Below are 14221 nucleotides of genomic sequence, written 5' to 3'. Positions count from 1 at the left end.
CGCCACCGGAGCTGCGCCACGCGGCTCCGGACTCGTTTCGCGCCAGTCGATGCCTCGAGAAATCCGCCAGAGCCGCCACGCCTGGGTTCGCTACTGCCTGCTCGGCGTCGGCTGGCTCAGCGTGGCCTTGGGCGTGATCGGCATCTTCCTGCCGGTCCTGCCCACCACTCCCTTCCTTCTGCTCGCCGCCGCCTGCTTCATCCGCAGCTCCCAGCGCTTCTACGACTGGCTGGTGAACCACCCCAAGCTCGGCCCGTGGATTCGCGACTACCTGGACGGTGAAGGCATCCCGCTCAAGGGCAAGGTCTACGCCATCGGCCTGATGTGGTGCAGCATCCTGGTTTCCGGCTTCGTGGTGCAACGCCCCTGGGCCTGGGCGTTCATGCTGACCAGTGCGACGCTGGTGAGCATCTACCTGATCCGCACCAAGACCCGGCGCCTAGACTGATCGCGGAGTCAGCTGCGGCACCTGGCCGCCCTCTTCCTGCACGGGCGCCACCACCGGCCCCACCGCATCCACGGTAAAGCCAAAGGTGTTGATGCCCCCCTCGCTGCGCACGAACACCGAACCACCATGCATGCTCGCCACCGCCTTGACGATGGACAGCCCCAGCCCGTGGCTGCTCTGGCTGTTGGCGCGGGCCAGGTCGGCGCGGTAGAAGCGCTCGAACAGGCGCGCGCGCTGTTCGGCGTTGATCGGCTCGCCGGGGTTGCTGACTTCCACCAGCGCGGCGCCGCGCTCGCCACTCAGGCGCACCTCGATACGACCGCCCGGTGCGGTGTGCTGGGCTGCGTTGTACAGCAGGTTGGTCACCGCACGCTGGAACAGCGCCCGCTCGACACAGGCACGGGCATCGCCACGAAGGTTCACCTGCACGCCCTGCTCGTCGAAGATCACCTCGAGGAAATCCACGGTCGTCGCCACTTCGGCCGCCAGCGAGGTTTCCACCCGCTCGGCCGCCAGCCCGCCCTGATCAACGCGAGCGAGGAACAGCATGTCGTTGACGATGGCGCGCAGGCGCTCCAGTTCCTCCAGGTTGGACTGCAGCACCTCTTCGTAATCCTGCGCACTGCGCTCGCGAGACAACGCCACCTGACTCTGGCCGATCAGGTTGGCCAGCGGCGTGCGCAGTTCGTGGGCAACGTCGGCGTTGAACGACTCCAGACGCAGGTAGGCCTGCTCCAGCCGATCCAGCGCCTCGTTGAAGGCGCCCGCCAGCGCAGACAACTCCGTCGGCAGGCCCTCCAGGCGCAGGCGCTGGGACAATTGCTTCGGGCTGATCTGCCGCGCCTCGGCGGAGAGTTCGCGCACCGGCCGCAGGCCGACCCGGGCAATCCAATGCCCGCACAGCGTCGCCAGGGCGATGCCCAGAGCGGACAGCACGAACAGGGTGATCAGCGTGGCGTGGCGAGCGTGCTGGAAGGCCACGCTGTCGATCGCCGCGAGCAGCACCAGCTCCGGGCGCGAGCCGCTGGCCGGCAGCACGCCGACGCGGGCGCTGAGCGGCGAATCGTGGCCGGGCAGTTCCAGTTCGGCGTAGCCGTTGCCGCTCCCGAGCATCCGCCGTACCGCGTCGTTGGGCTGGCCGTAGCGGAAGCGCGAATCGTCGCTGTCGATCCAGAAGCGGATCAGCTGGTACTCCTGGCTCAGGGTATTGAGCTTGAGCTGCATGTGCGGCCAGCGTTCGGCCAGGTCGGGCTTGTCGAGCATGCGCGCGACCATGTTGAAGCGGGTGTCCAGCTCCGAGCGCTGCAGACGCTCGATCTGCCCGTCCAGCACGCAGTAGAGGGCCGAGCCGATCAGCAGGAAGATGCCCAGCGCGGCGCCGGCGAACATGCCGGCCAGGCGCGTGGACAGCGACAGCCCCCTCATGCCTCGCGCTCCTGGGTGGTGCGGCTTTCCAGCACGTAGCCCATGCCCCGGATGGTATGCAGCAGCTTGGTGTCGAAGGGGCCGTCAAGCTTGGCGCGCAGGCGCTTGATGGCGACCTCGACGACGTTGGTGTCGGTGTCGAAATTGATGTCCCAGACCAGCTCGGCGATGGCCGTCTTGGAAAGGATTTCACCACTGCGCTGGGCCAGCACGCAGAGCAGCGAATACTCCTTGGCGGTCAGCTCCAGGCGCGTGCCGCCGCGCTGCACACGGCGGCTGACCAGGTCGATGGCGAGGTCGGCAATGCGCATCTGCGTCGCGCTTTCCAGGTGTGCGCCACGGCGGGTCAGGGCCTGCAGGCGCGCCACCAGTTCAAGGAAGGAGAACGGCTTGATCAGGTAATCGTCGGCGCCCTCGCGCAGGCCGCGCACGCGGTCTTCCACCCGCTCGCGGGCGGTGAGCATGATCACCGGCGTCTGCCGCTGCTCGCGCAGGGCGCGCAGCACGCCGTAGCCGTCGATGCCGGGGAGCATCACGTCGAGGACGATGACGTCGTATTCGCCATTGAGCGCCAAGTGCCGGCCGTCGATGCCGTTGCTGGCGACGTCCACGGTGAAGCCCTGCTCGCTCAGCCCGCGTTGCAGGTAGTCGGCGGTCTTGCTCTCGTCTTCGACAATCAGTACGCGCATGCCAGCCCTCCGTTCGTGACGCCCGCAGTCCGGCATGCTACCCAGCCGCTCCTCATACCGCACCTCCCAGCGCGGCCGGTGCCGGTTGCTGGCGATGGAACAGCCGGTCCAGCGCCAGGTACACCACCGGTGTGCTGAACAGGGTCAGCGCCTGGCTGAAGACCAGCCCGCCGACCACCGCCACGCCCAGCGGCTGGCGCAGTTCCGAGCCGGTGCCGAAGCCGATCATCAGGGGGATCGCCCCCAGCAGCGCGGCCAGGGTGGTCATCATGATCGGCCGGAAGCGCGCCAGGCACGCCTCGCGGATCGCGTCATAGGGCGACAGCCCGCGCTGGCGTTGCGCGGCCAGGGCGAAGTCGACCATCAGGATGCCGTTCTTCTTGACGATGCCGATCAGCAGCACCAGGCCGATCAGCGCCATCACCGAGAACTCCAGGCCCCAGCCCCAGAGCAGGAACACCGCGCCGATGCCGGCCGAAGGCAAGGTGGAGAGGATGGTCAGCGGGTGCACGAAGCTCTCGTAGAGCACGCCGAGGATCACGTAGACCGCGAACAGCGCCGCAAGGATCAGCAGCGGCTGGCTCGCCAGTGAACTCTGGAAGGCTGCTGCGGCGCCCTGGAATTCGCCGCTGATGCTCGACGGCATGCCGATCTCCGCCTGCGCCCGCTGCACCAGGTTCACGGCGTCGCCCAGGGCCACGCCCGGCGACAGGTTGAAGGACAGCGTGACGGCCGGGAACATGCCGTTGTGGTTGATCTGCAGCGGCCCCGACTTGGCCGGCGTGACCCGCGCCAGGGCTGCCAGCGGCACCATCTCGCCGGTCAGCGGCGAACGCAGGTGGAACCAGGCCAGGCTTTCCGCGCGGCCGCGCTGGCGCGAATCCAGTTCGAGGATGACCTTGTACTGGTTGACCTCGGTCTGGAATTCGCCGACCTGGCGCTGGCCGAAGGCGTCATAGAGGGTCTGGCTGACGTCCTCGGCGGACAGCCCGAAGCGCGCCGCCGCCACCCGGTCGATCGCAAGCGAGGTGACGCTGGCGCCCATCTGCAGGTCGTTGGACACATCCTGCAGGCCGCCCTCCTCCTTCAGCCGCTGGGTCAGGCGATCCGCCCACTGCGCCAGCGCCGCGCTGTCATTGCTGCGCAGGGCGTACTGGTACTGGGTGCGCACCGGCCCGGTGGCAAGGTTGATGTCCTGCGCCGAACGCAGGTAGAGGACGATACCCGGCACCTTGGCCAGCTTGGGCCGGATGCGGTTGATGAACTCGTCCACCGAGACGTCGCGGTCGCCACGGTCCTTGAGCACGATCCAGAAACGCCCGTTGGCCAGGCTCTGGCTGCCGCCGGTGATGCCGATGGCGTGGTTATAGCTCTGTACCGCCGGGTCGGCGGCAACGATGTCGGCGAGCTGCTTGTGCTTCTCGGCCATGTCGGCATAGGAGATGTCTTCGGCGGCCTGGGTGGTGCCGAAGACGAAGGCGGTGTCCTGGGACGGGAAGAAGCCCTTGGGAATGCCGACGTAGCCGCCCACCGCGATGGCCACGCAGACCACGAAGCCGGCCAGCACCGTGCGCTGGTGATGCAGCGACCAGTCCAGCCCCTTGGCGTAGCGTGCCAGCAGCCAACCGGCGATGCCTGCGTCATCATGTCCATGCTTCGGCGCGCCCATGAAACGCGAGGCCAGCATCGGCGCGATGGTCAGCGAAGCGACCACCGAAATCAGGATGGCCGCCGTGACGCTGACAGCGAACTCGCGGAACAGCCGCCCGACGATGCCGCCCATGAACAGCAGCGGGATGAACGCGGCGATCAGCGAGAAGCTGATGGAGACCACCGTGAAGCTGATCTCCGAGGCGCCGGCCAGTGCCGCCTGCACCCGGTCCTTGCCCTGCTCCAGGTGGCGGTGGATGTTCTCCACCACCACGATGGCGTCGTCGACGATGAAGCCCACGGCGATGATCAGTGCCACCAATGTCAGGTTGTTCAGGGTGAAGCCCAGCAGGTACATCGCGGCGAAGCTGGCGCTGAGCGACACCGCCAGCACGGTGGCGACGATCAGGGTGGCCGACAGCTGGCGCAGGAACAGCCCCATCACCAGCACCACCAGCCCCATGGTCAGCAGCAGGGTCAGCTCCACTTCATGCAGCGAGGCGCGGATGGTGCGGGTGCGGTCGTTGAGCACTTCCACTTCGACGCCCGCCGGCAGCATTTCGCGCAGGCGTGGCAGCTCGGCCTGGATGGCATCGGAGGTTTCGACGATATTCGCGCCGGGCTGGCGCAGGATCACCAGCGCCACGCCGGGGCGGCCGTCCGGCCAGGCCTGCACGTAGTCGTCTTCCGGCGCCTTCACCACCTTCGCCAGATCGCGCAGGAACACCGGTGCGCCGGCGCGGTAGGCAACCACGAGGTCGCCGTACTCGCTGGGGCTGAACAGCTGGTCATTGGCCGCCAGGGTGGACACACGGCCGTCGCCGAACAGCGCACCCTTGGCCTGGTTGATGCTCGCCGACTGCAGCGACTGGCGCAGGTCGGCCAGGGTCAGGCGGTAGGCGGCGAGCTTCTCCGGCTGCGCCTGGATGCGGATCGCCGGGCGCTGCTGGCCGACCACGAAGATCTGCCCGACCCCGCTGATCTGGCTGAGCTGGCGTGACAGCAGCACTTCGGCAAGGTCACTGAGCTCAATCAGCGGCATCAGCTCGGAATTCACCCGGACGATCATGATCGGGCTGTCCGCCGGGTTGATCTTGCGCCAGGTCGGCAGGTTCGGCATGTCCGCCGGCAGACGCCCGGCGGCGGCGTTGATCGCGGCGGTGACCTCCTGGGCGGCGACGTCGATGTTCTTTTCCAGGTCGAACTGCAGCGTCAGGGTGGTCGAGCCCAGGGCGCTGGTGGAGAGCATCTGGGTGATGCCGGGGATGGCGCTGAACTGCACCTCCAGCGGGGTCGCCACCGAGGACGCCATGGTCTCCGGACTGCCGCCGGGGAGCAGCGCCTGCACCTGGATGGTGGGGAAATCCACCTGCGGCAGTGGCGCTACGCCAAGACGGAAGAACGCCAGCAGGCCGAGCAGCAGCGAGGCGATGGTCAGCAGGCAGGTGGCAATGGGGTGGCGCACGCACCAGCCGGACATGCCGGCGCGCACGCTCATGGCTCGCTCCGGCGGGCCAGGGTCTGCACGTCGCCCTGCACGTCCACGCGGGCGCCGGGGGTCAGGCGCGAGTGGCCGTCGAGCACCACTTCATCGTCCGCCGCGAGGCCTTCGACCAGCGTGCGGCCATCCACTTCCTGGACAATGCGCACCGGCACCTTCTGCGCCTTGCCGTCCTCGATGCGGAACACGAAGGCACCGTCCAGACCACGGCGCACGGCACGGCTGTCCAGCACCAGGCCGTTGCGCAGCACGCCGGACTGCAGGTCGATGGCGACGAACTGCCCCGGCCAGAGCTGGCCGTCCTTGTTGTCGAAGACCGCGCGCACGCGGATGGTCCCGGTGCTGCTGGCGACCTGGTTGTCGATGCTGCGCAGGTGGCCCTCGCCGAGCAGCTGGCCGCCGTCGCGGCTGCGCGCGACCACCGGGGAGTCACCCTTCATCAGCGGTTGCAGCTGCGGCAGGCTTTCCTGCGGCAGGGCGAAGACCACCGAGATCGGCGACATCTGGGTGACGGTGAACAGGCCGCTGCTGTCATTGGTGCGCAGCAGGTTGCCGACGTCGACGTTGCGGATGCCGACGCGGCCGGCGACCGGCGAGGTGATGCGGGTGTAGGACAGGCGCACGCGCTCGGCGTCGATGGTGGCCTGGTTGCCGCGCAGGGTCGCACGCAGGCGCGCTGCCTCGGCTTCGGTCTGCTCCAAGGTCTGGCGGGAAATCGAGCCGCGCTGGCTCAGCGTCTGGTAGCGCGCCAGGTCCTGCTCGACGATGCGCAGCTGCGCCTGATTGCTCTGCCTGGTCGCCTCGGCCTGCTCCAGCGCGGCGTTGATGGCGCGGTCGTCGATGGTCGCCAGCAGTTCGCCTTCCTTGACCATCTGCCCCTCTTCCACCAGCAACGCGGTGAGCTGGCCTTCGACCTGCGGGCGCACCAGCACGCTGTGCAGCGAGGTGACTGTACCGACGCCATCGAGGTTCTGCGTCAGGTCCTCGCGGGCCACGCGCGCCAGGGTCACCGGCACGCCGGCTGGCTGGGCCGCCGCCTGCGGCGCCTCGTGCCGGCCGGCAAAGCCCCAGATACCCGCTCCCAGCGCCGTCACCCCCAGCAACCCTGCCGCCAGCCAAACCCGCCGTTGCCCCTGCATCCCGCTCTCCTGCGTCTGGTTCGGCCACAGCGGCCGCATCCTGGGGTTATAAGCCAGAGCGCGGGACCGCACGCTGACCCTTAAATGACAATCCTGTCAGATTCGCCGGCAGAGCCCGTACGACGGGGCTTTTCGCCCAATGGCGATGCGCCAGCGCAAGTTTTCGAAGAGCGCCTAGACTCCACACATCCCACATGGAGCGCTGGCGATGCAGCCACCCCGAGGAGCCCTCTGGCTGTTCGCCAGCCCGCTGCGTCTGCGGGCCGGCGTGCTGCTGCTCGCGCTCCTCGCGCTGACCGCCGGCGCCGCCTGGAACTTCGACACCATCCTGAAGAACGCCGAGCAGCGCTACGGCAACCTCGGCACCGCCAAGACCCGCATCGAATCCTGGGGACGGCTGATCCAGGACAGCGAGAACCTCGACGAGAGCGCCAAGCTCAAGGCCGTCAACGCCTTCTTCAACGGCGCCCTGGTATTCACCGACGACCGCACCGTCTGGCGCCAGGAGGACTACTGGGCGACGCCGGTGGAATCCCTCTACAAGGGCGCCGGCGACTGCGAGGACTACTCCATCGCCAAGTTCGTCACCCTGCGCCGCCTCGGGGTCGCCAGCGACAAGCTGCGCATCACCTACGTCAAGGCGCTGCAGCAGAACCAGGCGCACATGGTGCTCACCTACTACGCCTCCCCCACTGCCGAACCGCTGGTGCTGGACAACCTGATCCCGCAGATCAAGCCCGCCTCCCAGCGCAAGGACCTCCTGCCCGTCTACGCCTTCAACGCCGAGGGGCTGTGGCTGCCCGGCCCTGGCGGCGGCAAGCGCACCGGCGACAGCAAGAAGCTGTCGCGCTGGCAGGACCTGTTGACCAAGATGCGCGCCGAGGGCCTGGACCTCGACGAGACGCGATAGGAGAAACCCGGCATGTCATTGCTCAAGCAACTGTTCCTGGCGATCTGCCTGTTCCTCGTAGTGGCCTTCGCCGGCAGCTTCGCCGCCAGCCTGGAAAGCTCTCGCGAGCAGATGATCAGCCAGTTGCGCTCCCACGCCCAGGATGCCGCCACCGCACTGGGGCTGTCGCTCACCCCACATGTGGACGACCCGGCGATGATCGAGCTGATGGTCAGCTCGATCTTCGATTCCGGCTACTTCGCCACCATCCGCGTGGTGAGCATTCCCGAGGGCAAGGTGATAGTCGAGCGCGACAGCGACACGCAGAACCAGCAGGTGCCGGGCTGGTTCGCCAAGCTGGTCAACCTCAAGGCCCAGGGCGGCGATGCGCTGATCATGCGCGGCTGGGAACAGGCCGCGCGGGTCGAGGTGGTCAGCCATCCGCAGTTCGCCCTGGCCAAGCTGTGGGACGGCGCGCTGGGCAGCCTCGCCTGGCTGCTGGCCTGCGGGCTGGTCAGCGCCATCCTTGGCGGCTGGCTGCTGCGCACCCAGCTCAAGCCGCTGGACCAGATGGTGCAGCAGGCCCACGCCATCACCCGCCGCGAATTCCTCACCCTGCCCAAGGAGCCGCGCACTCCCGAGCTCAAGCGTGTGGTGCAGGCGATGAACCAGATGGTCGACAAGCTCAAGGCGCTGTTCGCCGAGGAAGCCACCCGCAGCGAGAAACTGCGCGAAGAGGCCTACCAGGACAGCCTCTCTGGCCTGGCCAACCGCCGCCTGTTCGACGCGCGGCTGGATGCGCAATTGTCCCCCAGCGAACAGAACGCCGCCGGCTATCTGCTGCTGCTGCGCCTGAATGACCTGGCCGGGCTCAACCAGCGCCTGGGCGGGCAACGCACCGACGCGCTGATCCGCGACGTCGCCGAGTTGCTGGAGCGTGAGCGCGAGACCCACGGCACCCCGGACTGGCTCGCCGCGCGCAGCCGTGGCGGCGAGTTCACCCTGCTCGCCCCCGGCGTCGACAGCGCCAGCGCCGAACTGCTGGCCGACCAGCTCAGCGCCGCCCTGGAGAACCTGCGCGGCACCGGCGCCAGCGACTGCAAGCCGGTGGCGCACCTTGGGCTCGCGGCCTTCCGCCCCGGCGAATCCGCGGCCAGCGTAATGTCCCGCGCGGACCAGGCCCTGGCGCAGTCACAGGCCACCCCGGACCATCCCTGGCAGCGCCTGGACAGCTCCGGCGGCCAGCCCGCGCAGGACTCCCGCGCCTGGCGCGAGTGGCTCGACGACGCCCTGCAGAAAGGCAAGTTGCAGCTGTGGTTCCAGCCTGTGCGCGCCTGCGCCGAGAAAGGCGAACTGCTGCACCAGAAAGTCCTCGCGCGGCTGCTCGATCCCAAGGGCGAGGCCATCGCCGCCGGGCAGTTCCTGCCGTGGATCGAACGCTTCGGCTGGTCCGCGCGGTTCGACCTGGCCATGCTCGAACACGCCCTCGCCCACCTCGCCCAGCAACCGGCGCCACTGGCCTTGTCACTGTCGGCAGAAACCGTGCGCAGCGCCGAGCCCCTACGCCAGCTGTTCGAAATCCTCCGCGCCCACCCGCAGGAAGCGCAGCTGATGACCCTGGAAGTAGACGAACGCTACCTGCCGCCGCCGGCCGAGCTGGAGACGCTCGCCCAGTCGGTGCAGGACGTCGGCGCCAAGCTGGGCCTGCAGCACTTCGGCGGACGCTTCAGCCTGATCGGCAACCTGACCCGTCTGGGCCTCGCGTACCTGAAGATCGACGGCAGCTACATCCGCGCAATCGACCAGGACAACGACAAGCGTCTGTTCATCGAAGCCATGTACCGCGCCTCCAACAGCATCGACCTGCCGCTGATCGCGGAGATGGTCGAGACCGAGGGCGAGCTGCAGGTGCTGCGGGAGATGGGGATTGCCGGCGCGATGGGGCGGCTGGTCGGGGCGCCGAAGCCTTCGCAGAAGAACGGCGGGTAGACCGCTGGCCCAGCCGGCGGCTCACGGGCAGGGCCCGCTCCTGCAGGGAAGCACTGAGCGGGGCTGGCTCGCTTCTACAAAAAAGCTCCTGAAACGTCAGTCCTTCTTGCCCTTCTTCGCACTGGCGTAAGCCGCCTCCAGCGCGTCGTTGATGGTCTTGAGCACCTTCACCCGCGCATAGCGCTTGTCATTGGCCTCCACCAGCGTCCAGGGCGCGATCTCGGTGCTGGTGCGGTCGACCATGTCGCCCACCGCATCCACGTAGAGGTCCCACTTGTCGCGGTTGCGCCAGTCTTCCTCGGTGATCTTGAAACGCTTGAAGGGGATCGACTCGCGCTCCTTGAAGCGCTCCAGCTGGGTTTCCTGGTCGATGGACAGCCAGAACTTCACCAGCACGATGTTGTAGTTCGCCAGTTGCTCCTCGAAGTCGTTGATCTCCGCATAGGCACGCAGCCAGTCAGCATCGGAGGCGAAGCCCTCGACCCGCTCCACCAGCACGCGGCCATACCAGGAACGATCGAAGATGGTGAACTGCCGGCGTGCCGGGATATGCCGCCAGAAGCGCCACAGATACGGCTGCGCACGCTCCTCCTCGGTCGGCGCGGCGATGGGCACGATGCGGTACTGGCGTGGGTCCAGCGCATCGGTCACGCGGCGGATCGCGCCGCCCTTGCCGGCGGCGTCGTTGCCTTCGAACACGGCGATCAGCGAGTGGCTGCGGAAACGCTTGTCGCGCATCAGCGTGGCCAGGCGCGCCTGTTCCTTGGCCAGTTGCTCCTTGTACTGGTCCTTGTCCAGCGAAAGGCTCAGGTCCAGTGCATCCAGCAGCCCCTTGTTGTCCAGGCTGGAAACCAGCGGCGCGGCATGGGGCTGCGGGGTCGGGCGGTCCTTGCGCTTGAGCGCGGCCTGCAGGCTTTCGAGGATGGTGCGGCCGACCGTCAGGCTGCGGTAACGCTCATCGGAGCCCTCCACCACGTACCAGGGCGCATAGTCGCGGCTGGTGCGGCGCAGCACGCGCTCGCCGTAGCGCACGAACTTGTCATAGACCTCGTTCTGCTTCCAGTCGATCTCGCTCAATTGCCAGCTGCGGGTCGGGTCGTTCTCCAGCGCCTTGAGGCGTTCCTTGAGCTGCTTCTTGGAAAGGTGGAACCAGAACTTGAAGATCAGCGCGCCTTCGTCGGAATACATCCGCTCGAAGCGTTCGGCATCGCTGATCAGGCCATCGAGCTGGCTGTCCTTGATCTCGCCGGTGACCCGCGCATAAAGCATCTGGCTGTACCAGTTGCCGAAGAAGATGCCGGTCGTGCCCTTGGGCGGCAGGCGGCGCCAGAAGCGCCACTGCGGCGGCCGCGAGAGTTCCTCGTCGGTGGGCAGGAGGAAGCTTTCCACCCGGATCAGGCGCGGGTCCATCCACTCGTTGAGCAGCTTCACCGTCTCGCCCTTGCCGGCGCCCTCGATGCCGTTGATCAGGATGATCACCGGGAAGCGCGCCTGCTGCTTGAGCTCGTACTGCGCCTCGAGCAGGGCTTCGCGCAGCACCGCGACTTCCTTCTCGTAGGTTTCCTTGTCGATGGAATGACCGATCTCGGCGGATTCGAACATGCACCTCTCCTTGTCTCGAAGTGAGTAAAAGGTAGCGGAAGTGACGCAGGCTGTCTGCGCGGCGGATCGGCTAAACTGCCGGCTTCGTTTCACAACCCTGCCCCCACATGCCAGACATCAGCAGCGCCCAGATCGACTGGGACGAGAACGGCCAGCCGACCTCCCGCGTCTACGGCGACGTGTATTTCTCTCCCGTCTCCGGGATCGCCGAAACGCACCACGTGTTCATCGACGGCAACCGCCTGCCCGAGCGCTTCGCCGCACTGCCTGCTGGCGGGCGCCTGTGCATCGGCGAAACCGGCTTCGGCACCGGGCTGAACTTCCTCTGCGCCTGGCAGCTGTTCGAAGAGCAGGCGCCGAGCGATGCGCAGCTGCACTTCGTCAGCACCGAGAAGTACCCGGTGGCGCTGGACGACCTGCGCCGCGCCTTCGCCCTCTGGCCGGAGCTGGCGCACCTGTCGGGGCAGTTGCTGGAACAGTACGTGGCGATCAACCCCGGTTTCCAGCGCCTGGTCTTCGCCGGGGGCCGCGTGGTGCTGACCCTGCTGGTGGGCGATGTGCTGGACACCCTGCCCGAACTGGACGCACGCATCGACGCCTGGTTCCTCGACGGCTTCTCCCCGGCGAAGAACCCGGAGATGTGGAACGACGCGCTCTACGCCCAGCTCGCCCGCCTCTCGGGGCCGGGCACCACCATCGCCACCTTCACCAGCGCCGGCTTCGTCCGCCGCGGGCTGGGCGCGGCCGGCTTCAAGATCCGCCGCACCCTGGGCTTCGGCAAGAAATGGGAGATGTCCCAGGGCGAATTCCTCGGTGTCGAACAACCCGCTGGCAAGCCGTGGTACAGCCGGCCTGGCCAATCCAATGGTGCGCGCGAAGCACTGGTGATCGGCGGCGGCATGGCCGGTTGCGCCAGCGCCGCCAGCCTGGCCGCGCGGGGCTGGAAGGTGACGCTGATCGAGCGTCACGCGGGCCTCGCCGAAGAAGCCTCGGGCAACCCGCAAGGCGTGCTCTACCTCAAACTGTCCGCCCACGGGACTGCGCTGTCGCGGTTGATCGTCAGCGGCTTCGGCCACACGCGACGGCTGATCCAGCGTCTGCAGAAAGGCGAGGAATGGTCCGATTGCGGTGTGCTGCAACTGGGCTTCGATGACGTCGAGACACAGCGCCAGGCCAAGCTGACCGAGGCCTTCCCGGCGACCCTGCTGCACCTGCTGGACAAGGCCGAGGCGGAGTCCATCGCCGGCATCGGCCTGCCGGCCGGAGGGCTGTTCTACCCCGAAGGCGGCTGGGTGCACCCACCTTCGCTGTGCCGGCACCTTGCGCAGCATCCGAACATCCGCGTGCTGACCGGTGAGGAAGTCCGCCTGCAACGCGAAGCCGAAGGCTGGAGTGCCTGGAGCGGCGAGGAAGAACTCGCCAGCGCGCCCATCGCCATCCTCGCCACCGCCGCCGAAGTGCGCCGTTTCGCGGGCGCCGAGTCGCTGCCGATGAAGCGCATTCGCGGGCAGATCACCCGCGTGCCGGCCACCGCCGAGAGCGCCGCGCTGAGTACCGTGGTCTGCGCCGAAGGCTACGTTGCCCCGCCGCGTCACGGCGAGCACACCCTGGGCGCCAGTTTCGAATTCAAGCGAGACGACACTGAGCCATCATTGGAAGAACACTTGGGCAACCTCGACCTGCTGGCGGAGATATCCACAGACCTGAGCGCTCGGATGCACATTGCCCAGCTCGACCCGGCCACGCTGCAGGGCCGCGCCGCCTTCCGCTGCACCACCCCGGACTACCTGCCGCTGGTGGGCCCGCTGGCGGATCGCGAAGCCTTCGCCCAGTCTTACGCGGTGCTCGGCAAGGATGCACGCCAGGTACCGGAAACGCCGTGCCCCTGGCTCGACGGCCTGTACCTGAACAGCGCCCACGGCTCGCGCGGGCTGGTTACCGCGCCGCTGGCCGGCGAACTGCTCGCGGCCTGGATCGACGGCGAACCGCTGCCCCTGCCGCGCGCCGTGGCCGAGGCCTGCCACCCGAACCGATTCTTCCTGCGCGACGTCGTGCGCGGCCAGAAGAACTCCTGAACACCTCGCGGTCCATCGACAGGGCCGCGACCAGCTTCCAGAGCGGACCACCGACATGGATGCACTGCTGCTTGAATCTTCCGCCATCGGCCTGATCCTCGGGCTGCTGCTGGGCCTGACCGGCGCCGGCGGTTCGCTGGTGGCGCTGCCCCTGCTGCTCAGCCTGCACCTGCCACTGCACGATGCCATCGGCGTCAGCCTCGGTGCTGTCGCACTGTCTGCCGCCATCGGTGCGGTGCCGCGCGCACGGCAGGGCCAGGTGGCATGGAAGCCGCTGTTCTGGCTGGTGATCACCGGCTGGCCGGGCAACGCCGTCGGCCAGTGGCTGGGCAAGTACGTGCCCGACGCCTGGCTGATCGTCGGCTTCTGCCTGCTGGTGCTGTGGTCGGCCTGGCGCATGTGGCAGGGCTCCAGCCAGCCACGCAACTGCGACAAACCCATGCGCAACGGGCCGCTGCTGGGCGTCGGCCTGGCGGTGGGCTTGTTGTCCGGCCTGATGGGCGTGGGCGGCGGCTTCCTGATCGTGCCGGGGCTGCTGTGGTTCACACCGCTGTCGATGATGGCGGCGACAGCCACCTCCATGGCGGTGATCGCGCTGGTATCCGGTGGCGGTTTCCTGCTCTACCTCACCCACGCCCAGCCGCCGCTGCCCTTGCTGGCGTGCCTGGCGGCCGGCGGTGCGCTCGGCGTGCTGTTCGGCAACCGCCTGGCGGTGCGCCTGGGTGGCGCGACGCTGCAGCGCCTGTTCGCGCTGATGCTGGTGGCCGTCAGCCTGTCGCTGGCCGCGCAGAAACTGATGAGCTGACAGCCTTCA

General features: G+C 67.9%; 10 protein-coding genes. 5 read left to right on the top strand and 5 right to left on the bottom strand.

Annotated elements, in window-relative coordinates; translation table 11 throughout:
- Positions 1-49 precede the first annotated feature (49 nt).
- Positions 50-448: a YbaN family protein gene (locus tag IB273_RS11665; protein ID WP_192224121.1), complete on the top strand. Its 399-nt coding sequence runs from the start codon at positions 50-52 to the stop codon at positions 446-448.
- Here the strand turns inward: IB273_RS11665 and IB273_RS11660 are convergent.
- From IB273_RS11660 to IB273_RS11645, 4 genes are read right to left on the bottom strand one after another with little or no spacing between them, the layout of a single operon-like run.
- Entirely contained in the window at positions 440-1873 is a 1434-nt protein-coding gene (locus IB273_RS11660) for a heavy metal sensor histidine kinase (protein WP_192224120.1), read from the bottom strand. The genes IB273_RS11665 and IB273_RS11660 overlap by 9 nt on opposite strands.
- On the bottom strand, positions 1870-2562 hold the full coding sequence (locus IB273_RS11655) for a heavy metal response regulator transcription factor (protein ID WP_151187940.1): 693 nt from the start codon (positions 2560-2562) through the stop codon (positions 1870-1872). The genes IB273_RS11660 and IB273_RS11655 overlap by 4 nt, the downstream gene beginning before the upstream one ends.
- A gap of 52 nt (positions 2563-2614) precedes the next feature.
- The gene (locus IB273_RS11650) at positions 2615-5710 is read right to left on the bottom strand and encodes a multidrug efflux RND transporter permease subunit (RefSeq protein ID WP_192224119.1); all 3096 of its coding nucleotides are present in this window, start codon (positions 5708-5710) and stop codon (positions 2615-2617) included.
- Positions 5707-6852: an efflux RND transporter periplasmic adaptor subunit gene (locus tag IB273_RS11645; protein WP_218189956.1), complete on the bottom strand. Its 1146-nt coding sequence runs from the start codon at positions 6850-6852 to the stop codon at positions 5707-5709. Before IB273_RS11645 ends, IB273_RS11650 begins: the two co-directional genes overlap by 4 nt.
- Before the next feature lie 208 nt (positions 6853-7060).
- On the opposite strand from IB273_RS11645, the gene lapG reads away from it, so the two are divergent.
- Together lapG and lapD are read left to right on the top strand one after the other, a co-directional pair.
- A complete protein-coding gene (lapG, locus tag IB273_RS11640; RefSeq protein WP_081520260.1) occupies positions 7061-7762 on the top strand; it encodes a cysteine protease LapG in 702 nt (233 codons plus the stop codon).
- A gap of 12 nt (positions 7763-7774) precedes the next feature.
- Entirely contained in the window at positions 7775-9730 is a 1956-nt protein-coding gene (lapD, locus tag IB273_RS11635; protein WP_192224118.1) for a cyclic di-GMP receptor LapD, read from the top strand.
- Between the two features lie 96 nt (positions 9731-9826).
- On the opposite strand, the gene pap is transcribed toward lapD, so the two are convergent.
- Positions 9827-11332 (bottom strand): polyphosphate:AMP phosphotransferase, encoded by a 1506-nt coding sequence (gene pap, locus IB273_RS11630; protein ID WP_192209757.1) that lies wholly within the window; start codon positions 11330-11332, stop codon positions 9827-9829.
- 107 nt (positions 11333-11439) lie between these two features.
- Here pap and mnmC point away from each other — a divergent pair, with 107 nt between their 5' ends.
- Positions 11440-13407, top strand: a complete 1968-nt coding sequence (gene mnmC / locus IB273_RS11625) for a bifunctional tRNA (5-methylaminomethyl-2-thiouridine)(34)-methyltransferase MnmD/FAD-dependent 5-carboxymethylaminomethyl-2-thiouridine(34) oxidoreductase MnmC (protein ID WP_192224117.1) — start codon at positions 11440-11442, stop codon at positions 13405-13407.
- Positions 13408-13462: 55 nt separating this feature from the next.
- Positions 13463-14212, top strand: a complete 750-nt coding sequence (locus IB273_RS11620) for a sulfite exporter TauE/SafE family protein (protein ID WP_081520256.1) — start codon at positions 13463-13465, stop codon at positions 14210-14212.
- The last annotated feature ends 9 nt before the right edge of the window (positions 14213-14221 follow it).

The organism is Pseudomonas sp. PDM19, from assembly GCF_014852215.1.
In the GTDB taxonomy this organism is placed as follows: domain Bacteria; phylum Pseudomonadota; class Gammaproteobacteria; order Pseudomonadales; family Pseudomonadaceae; genus Pseudomonas.
This window is presented reverse-complemented; position numbering and strand designations above follow the sequence as displayed.

Excerpts from the sequence above, each read along its gene's own strand:
- IB273_RS11655 (WP_151187940.1), bottom strand. The coding sequence starts at position 2,562 with ATGCGCGTACTGATTGTCGAAGACGAGAGCAAGACCGCCGACTACCTG.
- IB273_RS11620 (WP_081520256.1), top strand. The coding sequence starts at position 13,463 with ATGGATGCACTGCTGCTTGAATCTTCCGCCATCGGCCTGATCCTCGGG.
- IB273_RS11665 (WP_192224121.1), top strand. The coding sequence starts at position 50 with ATGCCTCGAGAAATCCGCCAGAGCCGCCACGCCTGGGTTCGCTACTGC.
- IB273_RS11650 (WP_192224119.1), bottom strand. The coding sequence starts at position 5,710 with ATGAGCGTGCGCGCCGGCATGTCCGGCTGGTGCGTGCGCCACCCCATT.
- mnmC (WP_192224117.1), top strand. The coding sequence starts at position 11,440 with ATGCCAGACATCAGCAGCGCCCAGATCGACTGGGACGAGAACGGCCAG.
- pap (WP_192209757.1), bottom strand. The coding sequence starts at position 11,332 with ATGTTCGAATCCGCCGAGATCGGTCATTCCATCGACAAGGAAACCTAC.
- lapD (WP_192224118.1), top strand. The coding sequence starts at position 7,775 with ATGTCATTGCTCAAGCAACTGTTCCTGGCGATCTGCCTGTTCCTCGTA.
- lapG (WP_081520260.1), top strand. The coding sequence starts at position 7,061 with ATGCAGCCACCCCGAGGAGCCCTCTGGCTGTTCGCCAGCCCGCTGCGT.
- IB273_RS11645 (WP_218189956.1), bottom strand. The coding sequence starts at position 6,852 with ATGCAGGGGCAACGGCGGGTTTGGCTGGCGGCAGGGTTGCTGGGGGTG.
- IB273_RS11660 (WP_192224120.1), bottom strand. The coding sequence starts at position 1,873 with ATGAGGGGGCTGTCGCTGTCCACGCGCCTGGCCGGCATGTTCGCCGGC.